The organism is Streptomyces sp. NPDC044002 (assembly GCF_056434525.1).
Genome location: NZ_JBWKEZ010000068.1, coordinates 1 through 6,916, shown reverse-complemented (window position 1 = coordinate 6,916; position 6,916 = coordinate 1). Strand labels below are relative to the sequence as shown.

The 6,916-nt window shown below is 70.5% G+C and carries 6 protein-coding genes and 1 tRNA gene; 1 reads left to right on the top strand and 6 read right to left on the bottom strand.

Annotated elements, in window-relative coordinates:
* Positions 1-153: 153 nt before the first annotated feature.
* From thrC to AC07A6_RS34150, 5 genes are all read right to left on the bottom strand, one after another.
* Entirely contained in the window at positions 154-1,224 is a 1,071-nt protein-coding gene (thrC, locus tag AC07A6_RS34170; RefSeq protein WP_362467227.1) for a threonine synthase, read from the bottom strand.
* Positions 1,225-1,230: 6 nt separating this feature from the next.
* Entirely contained in the window at positions 1,231-2,523 is a 1,293-nt protein-coding gene (locus AC07A6_RS34165) for a homoserine dehydrogenase (protein ID WP_164720960.1), read from the bottom strand.
* A gap of 176 nt (positions 2,524-2,699) precedes the next feature.
* Positions 2,700-4,091 carry a diaminopimelate decarboxylase gene (lysA, locus tag AC07A6_RS34160; protein WP_478779711.1) on the bottom strand — a complete coding sequence of 464 codons (1,392 nt, stop codon included), beginning with the start codon at positions 4,089-4,091 and terminating at the stop codon, positions 2,700-2,702.
* Between the two features lie 19 nt (positions 4,092-4,110).
* Positions 4,111-5,040 (bottom strand): ArgS-related anticodon-binding protein NrtL, encoded by a 930-nt coding sequence (gene nrtL / locus AC07A6_RS34155; protein ID WP_478779710.1) that lies wholly within the window; start codon positions 5,038-5,040, stop codon positions 4,111-4,113.
* A 69-nt stretch (positions 5,041-5,109) separates the two neighbouring features.
* Positions 5,110-5,583, bottom strand: a complete 474-nt coding sequence (locus AC07A6_RS34150; protein WP_478779719.1) for a response regulator — start codon at positions 5,581-5,583, stop codon at positions 5,110-5,112.
* Positions 5,584-5,683: 100 nt separating this feature from the next.
* Between AC07A6_RS34150 and AC07A6_RS34145 the strand changes: the two genes are divergently transcribed.
* A tRNA-Arg gene (locus tag AC07A6_RS34145) sits at positions 5,684-5,755 on the top strand.
* 217 nt (positions 5,756-5,972) lie between these two features.
* On the opposite strand, the gene AC07A6_RS34140 is transcribed toward AC07A6_RS34145, so the two are convergent.
* A partial coding sequence (locus tag AC07A6_RS34140; RefSeq protein ID WP_478779709.1) for a tyrosine-type recombinase/integrase occupies positions 5,973-6,916 on the bottom strand: 944 nt, incomplete at its 5' end.

Sequence of the window (6,916 nt, the reverse complement as noted above, 5' to 3'; positions counted from 1 at the left end):
GTGGGTTTGGGTTCCTCCAACGGGATGAGGTAGAAAGCGAAGGGGGAACCGATGTTGGTTTTTGGGTACGACCCCGCGTGGGTCCCGGGATTCCGGAGGCTTCCGGAATCCGGCAACGGGGCTCGGGGCCCCCTCAGGGGCCGGTGACCTGGGTCAGACCAGGCCGAGACGGATCGCCGCGGCCTCGGCGTCCACCGGGACGGTGACCGGCTGCGGAGCGCCGGCGACGGCCCAGTCGGGGTCCTTGAGGCCGTTGCCCGTGACGGTGCACACGATCTTCTGGCCGGGGTCGACCAGGCCGGCCTCGGCGGCCTTCAGCAGACCGGCGACCGACGCGGCCGAGGCGGGCTCGACGAAGACGCCCTCCTGAGAGGCCAACAGGCGGTAGGCGGCCAGGATCTGGCGGTCCGTCACCTCGTCGATGAAACCGCCCGACTCCTCCTTCGCGGCGAGCGCGTACTCCCAGGAGGCCGGGTTGCCGATGCGGATCGCGGTGGCGATGGTGTGCGGCTCCTTGACGACCTCGCCGCGCACGATCGGCGCGGAGCCGGAGGCCTGGAAACCCCAGACGCGGGGCGTGAGGGAGGCCAGGCCGTCGGCCTTGTACTCCTTGAAGCCCTTCCAGTACGCCGTGATGTTGCCGGCGTTGCCGACGGGCAGCACGTGGATGTCGGGGGCGTCGCCGAGCGCGTCGACGATCTCGAACGCGGCCGTCTTCTGGCCCTCGATGCGCACCGGATTGACGGAATTGACCAGCGCCACCGGGTAGTTGTCGGACAGCGCGCGGGCCAGGTCCAGGCAGTCGTCGAAGTTGCCGTCAACCTGCAGGATCTTGGCGCCGTGCACCAGGGCCTGGCCCATCTTGCCGAGCGCGATCTTGCCGCGGGGCACGAGGACCGCGGACACCATGCCGGCGCGCACCGCGTAGGCGGCGGCGGAGGCCGAGGTGTTGCCCGTGGAGGCGCAGATGACGGCCTTGGCGCCGTCCTCCTTGGCCTTGGTGATGGCCATGGTCATGCCGCGGTCCTTGAAGGACCCGGTGGGGTTCGCGCCCTCGACCTTGAGGTGCACCTCACAGCCCGTGCGCTCGGAGAGCACCTGGGCGGGGACGAGGGGAGTGCCGCCCTCGCGGAGCGTGACCACGGGAGTCGTGTCCGTCACCGGCAGCCGGTCGCGGTACTCCTCGATGATGCCGCGCCACTGGTGGGTGCGATTGCTGCTCATGGGTCCTTACTCCCCTTCAACACGCATGATGCTGGCGACACCGCGCACGGTGTCCAGCTTCCGCAGCGCCTCGACGGTCCCGGAGAGGGCGGCGTCGGGTGCGCGGTGGGTGACGACGACGAGGGAGGCCTCGCCGTCCTTGCCCTGCTGCCGGACCGTGTCGATCGACACGCCGTGCTCCGCGAAGGTGGTCGCCACCTGGGCGAGGACGCCCGGCTTGTCCGCCACATCGAGGCTGATGTGGTAGCGGGTGACGACGTCCCCCATGGGGCTGACCGGCAGCTGGGTGTACGCCGACTCGCCGGGCCCCGTTGCCTCGGCGAGCTTGTTGCGGCAGACGGCGACGAGGTCGCCGAGGACCGCGGACGCGGTCGGCGAGCCGCCCGCGCCGGGCCCGTAGAACATCAGCCGTCCGGCGGCCTCGGCCTCGACGAAGACGGCGTTGTACGCCTCGCGGACGGAGGCCAGCGGGTGGCTGAGCGGGATCATCGCCGGGTGGACGCGGGCGGTGACGGACTCGCCGTCCGCGGCGCGCTCCAGGATGGCGAGGAGCTTGATGGTGCAGCCCATGCGCTTGGCGGAGGCGAAGTCCGCGGCGCTGACCTCGGTCATGCCCTCGCGGTAGACGTCGTCGAGGCGGACCCGGGTGTGGAAGGCGATGCCCGCCAGGATCGCGGCCTTGGCGGCGGCGTCGTAGCCCTCGACGTCGGCCGTGGGGTCGGCCTCGGCGTACCCGAGGGCGGTGGCCTCGTCGAGCGCCTCCTGGTAGCCGGCGCCGGTCGAGTCCATCTTGTCGAGGATGAAGTTCGTCGTGCCGTTGACGATGCCCATCACCCGGTTGATCTTGTCGCCGGCGAGGGACTCGCGCATCGGGCGGACCAGCGGGATGGCGCCGGCGACGGCGGCCTCGTAGTAGAGGTCCAGCCCGGCCTGCTCGGCGGCGGCGTGCAGGGACGCGCCGTCCTGGGCGAGCAGCGCCTTGTTCGCGGAGACGACGGAGATGCCGTGCTCGAAGGCGGTGGTGATCAGGGTGCGGGCGGGCTCGATGCCGCCGATGACCTCGATGGCCACGTCGATGTCACCGCGTTTGAGGAGGGCGGTCGCATCGGTGGTGACGAGGGCGGGGTCGATGCCCTCGCGCACCTTGGAGGGACGGCGCACAGCCACGCCGGCGAGTTCGACGGGCGCGCCGATCCTGGCTGTCAGATCGTCGGCGTGCGTCGTCATGATGCGCGCCACCTCTGAGCCGACCACTCCACAGCCCAGCAGCGCCACCTTCAGCGGACGCGTACGCATCATTGACCTACGCCTTTCGATTTTTCTTCGCTCCCGGCGCGCGGTTTGCGCGTCAGGTAGGAACCAGTCTCACTCAATGGACAGGAGTTTCCATCTCCGGTCCATTGAGTGAGACGTGTACGGGATGTACCTGGACGTCTATTTTGGGGGTCCGGACCCTTCCCCCCGAAATATGGGTGTCATCCGAGGTCGAGGGACAGGAGATCTTCTTCCGTCTCACGGCGGACGATCACCCTCGCCGCACCGTCGCGCACGGCCACGACGGGCGGGCGGAGGGCGTGGTTGTAGTTGCTGGCCATGGAGCGGCAGTACGCCCCGGTGGCGGGCACGGCGAGCAGGTCGCCGGGGGCCAGGTCGGCCGGCAGGAAGGCGTCCTTCACGACGATGTCACCGCTCTCGCAGTGCTTTCCGACGACGCGGACCAGCATCGGCTCGGCGTCGGAGACGCGGGAGACGAGGGTGACCGCGTATTCGGCGTCGTACAGGGCCGTACGGATGTTGTCGGACATGCCGCCGTCGACCGAGACGTACGTGCGCAGCCCCTCCAGCGGCTTGATGGTGCCGACCTCGTAGAGGGTGAAGGCGGTCGGCCCGACGATGGCGCGGCCGGGCTCGACGGAGATGCGCGGGGCCTTGAGGCCGGCGCTCTCGCACTCCCGCGCGACGATCTCGGTGAGGGCCTTGGCGATCTCGTGCGGCTCGCGCGGGTCGTCGGCGGAGGTGTAGGCGATGCCGAGGCCGCCGCCGAGGTCGATCTCCGGCAGCTCGACCCCGTGCTCGTCCCGTACGGCGGCCAGCAGCCGCACGACCCTCTTCGCAGAGACCTCGAAGCCGGCCATGTCGAAGATCTGCGAGCCGATGTGGGAGTGGACGCCGAGCAGCTCCAGGCTGTCGTGCCCGAGCGCCCGCCGCACGGCCTCGGCGGCAGAACCGTCCGCAACCGCGATCCCGAACTTCTGGTCCTCGTGCGCGGTGGCGATGAACTCGTGGGTGTGCGCCTCGACGCCCACCGTCACCCGGATCTGCACGGGCTGGCGCACACCCAGCTCACGGGCGATGTGCGCGACGCGGGCGATCTCCTGGAAGGAGTCGAGGACGATCCGCCCCACGCCCGCGGAGACGGCGCGCCGAATCTCCCCTTCGGACTTGTTGTTGCCGTGGAAGGCGATCCGCTCGGCGGGCATCTCGGCGGCGAGGGCGGTGGCCAGCTCCCCGCCCGAACACACGTCGAGGTTCAGCCCCTCTTCCTTGAGCCACTTCACGACGGCCTTGGAGAGGAACGCCTTCCCGGCGTAGAACACGTCGGCGTCCTTGCCGAAGGCGTGCGCCCAGGCGCGGCAGCGGGCCCGGAAGTCCTCCTCGTCGAGGAAGTAGGCCGGGGTGCCGAACTCCTCGGCGAGCCGGGTCACTTCGATCCCGCCGACGGTGACGACCCCGTCGTCGTTCCTCGCCACCGTACGAGCCCACACCTTCTCGTCGAGCGCGTTGAGATCGGCGGGCGGCGGGGCGTAGTGGCCCTCGGGCAGGACGTCGGCGTGGCGGGGCCCGGCGGGGTGCGCGGAACGGCTCATCGGAATCTCTCTTCGGAGGTCACAAAAACTCTGGGGCGTCGATGCCGAGCAGGGCGAGGCCGCCGGCCAGCACCGTCCCGGCGGCTTCGGCGAGTGCCAGCCGGGCGCGGTGGGCGGCCGAGGGTTTCTCGTCCCCCTTGGGCAGGACCTGGTGCTGGAAGTCGAGGAGCGCGTCGGCGACGGCGACGAGGTGCCGGGCGAGCCGCTCGGGGGCCTGGTGGTGCGCGGCAGCCTCCAGCACGAGCGGGTACTCGCCGAGCAGCCGCAGCAGGCCGGGGGCGTCGACCTCGCCGGCCTCCCCGCGGAACCCGAGATCGGCGGCATTGATCCCCAGCGCCCTCACCCGCGCATGGGCGTACCGCACCCGGAAGAACTCACTGGACTCGTCCTGGACGAGCAGGGCGGGAGTAAAGGAGGGGGTCTCGCGGGCCGGCACGCAGAGCATGGCCCAAGCGGCGGCGTCCGCCCCGTATACGGCGGCAACGTCCCCGTCCCGCCGGGCGACGGGCGCGACGCGGAGCTCGGCGCCGTCCTGGATCCGCTGGGACTCCCGGATCCTCAGCACGGCCTCCCGCACCACCCGCCCGCGCAGCTCCCCGCCGTCCGCGAACCCGTACCGCCGGCCCCCGGCCCGGACATCGTGCACCAGTGCGGCGGCTGACATCGGCTGGAGGCTGAAGTTCAGGAATCCCGGCCCGGTGATCTCGACACCCAGAATCCCCGGCTCGTCGGCACGCAGCCGGCCCGCGAGCACCCGGGCGACCTCACGGGGCTCCAGCCGGGCGCTCTTCGCCACCTGGAGTGCGACGGGGCTGGCGTACTCCCCCACTCCCCCGGGGCGGGTCCGCTCGACGACCACCCGCTCGGGCACGCCCGCGGCGAGCTCACCGCCCTCGACGGCACGGCGTACGGCTTGTACGACGGCACGAGAGAGGTCGGCGGGGATCACGGAACCCAGCCTAGGCGAGAAGCCCCTGGGCCATGCATCCGGTTTCGCCATGTGAACAGGCGCCCGCCCTCAGGCCCCCCGGCCGGCCCTTCCGGCCCTCCCCGCGGGGGCGCCCTTCCGCTCGACGAGCCGCCGTACGACCCGGACCAGCTCGGCGGGCTCGAAGGGTTTGGCGACGAACGCGTCCACCCCGGCGGCGATGCCTGCCTCGACCTCGTGCTGCGTACAGGCGCTGACGATGGCGACGGGCACGTGCCGCGTCCGCGGATCGGCCCGCAACTGCGCGGCGGCCCCGAAGCCGTCCAGTCGGGGCATGACCACATCAAGGGTGATCGCGTCGGGACACACCCGGTGGACCACGTCCAGACACTCGGCACCATCGTTCGCGGTCACGACCTCGAAGCCCTCCAGCTCGAGATTGACCTTGATCAGCTGCCGGATGACCTTGTTGTCGTCGACAACAAGCACCCGGCCCGAGGCGCCTGGCACAACTCGAGAGTAGGTCGCCCTAAGCCCCCGCGTCCGGGTTTTTGCCACTTCCACCCCCTCCGGGCGACCGACCTCCCCCTCCCACCCAAATCGGTTCCTGATCACCCCACGGAAGCTGGTAGTGTTCAACCCGTCGCCGCAACGCGAACGACACGCCCCCGTAGCTCAGGGGATAGAGCAACGGCCTCCGGAGCCGTGTGCGCAGGTTCGAATCCTGCCGGGGGCACTTCGCAGGAAGTGCCCAAAGACCCCGCCATCAGCGGTAACGCTGAAGTCGGGGTCTTCGCGTATGTGCAGCCAACTGCCGCCGTGCGCACCCGTATGTCAGCGGCTGTGGACTATTCGTGGACAGGATCTTGGTCCATCCACGCAGGTCAGCCCCAGGAACGCCGAAGGCCCCCGGACAGGTCCAGGGGCCTCGCAGCGTATTGCCAGTCTCGCGATCACTCGTACTCGCGCAGCAGATCTTCGATCCTCCGGTTGGCCACCTCCTGGCGACCGTCGAGGCACTTCGCGTACCGACTGAGCAGCACCTCCACGCTGTTGCCCGCGCGCTCCGCGACCTCGGTCGGGTCGACGCCGGCGTTGAGCCACGTGGAGAGCGCCGAGTGCCGGAGGTCGTAGGGCCGGCTCGCCAGCGGTGAGGCAGCCGCGGCCGGCGGCAGGGCCAGGAGCCGGGCCTCCTGCCACGCCCGGTAGTACGTCGAGGAGGACACCACTCCCCCGGCCTCGCTGAAGAACAGCCTGCCGTCCTCGGCGGTCCCGAAGGTGTCGAGGTGCTCGCGGAGGATCGCGACGAGCTGCGGAGGGATCGGTACCCGGCGAACGTCCTCGGTGGGCCGGTTCTTCAGGCCGCGGTCGTCGTGACTCTCCCCGGAGTCGGTCCACTGCTTCCCCACGCTCGGCCGGGTCCGGTGCAGGAGAGCCGTACCCCACCCAGTGACCGGCAGCGTCAGATCCGACTCGGCCAGCCCCACCACCTCGGCTGGCCGGAAGCCCCCGAAGTACATCCCGGCGAAGAGCCCCACCAGGCGCCGACCACGGGCCCGGCGGTAGCCCCCGACGTAGGAGACCGCGGCCAGGAGTGACCGGGCCTGCTCCGGGTTGGCCACGACCCTCGGGTCCACCTCATTCGACACTTTGGGTTTCTGCCAGCGCACCGCTGCGAGGGGGTTCTCCCGGAATTCGCCGAGATCCACGGCGTAGTGGAGGGCATTGACCAGGGTGCGCCGCTTACGCCGAACTGTCTCGGCGGCCGCCGCCGTCCCGTCCAGCTTGATCTTCAGGGAATCAAGGACCGATCGCCCCAGGGCCGGATCAGCCAGATCCGACAGTGATCGGGAGGCACTGGAAACCCAGTGCAGCGCGTTCCCGATCTCCGGAGGAA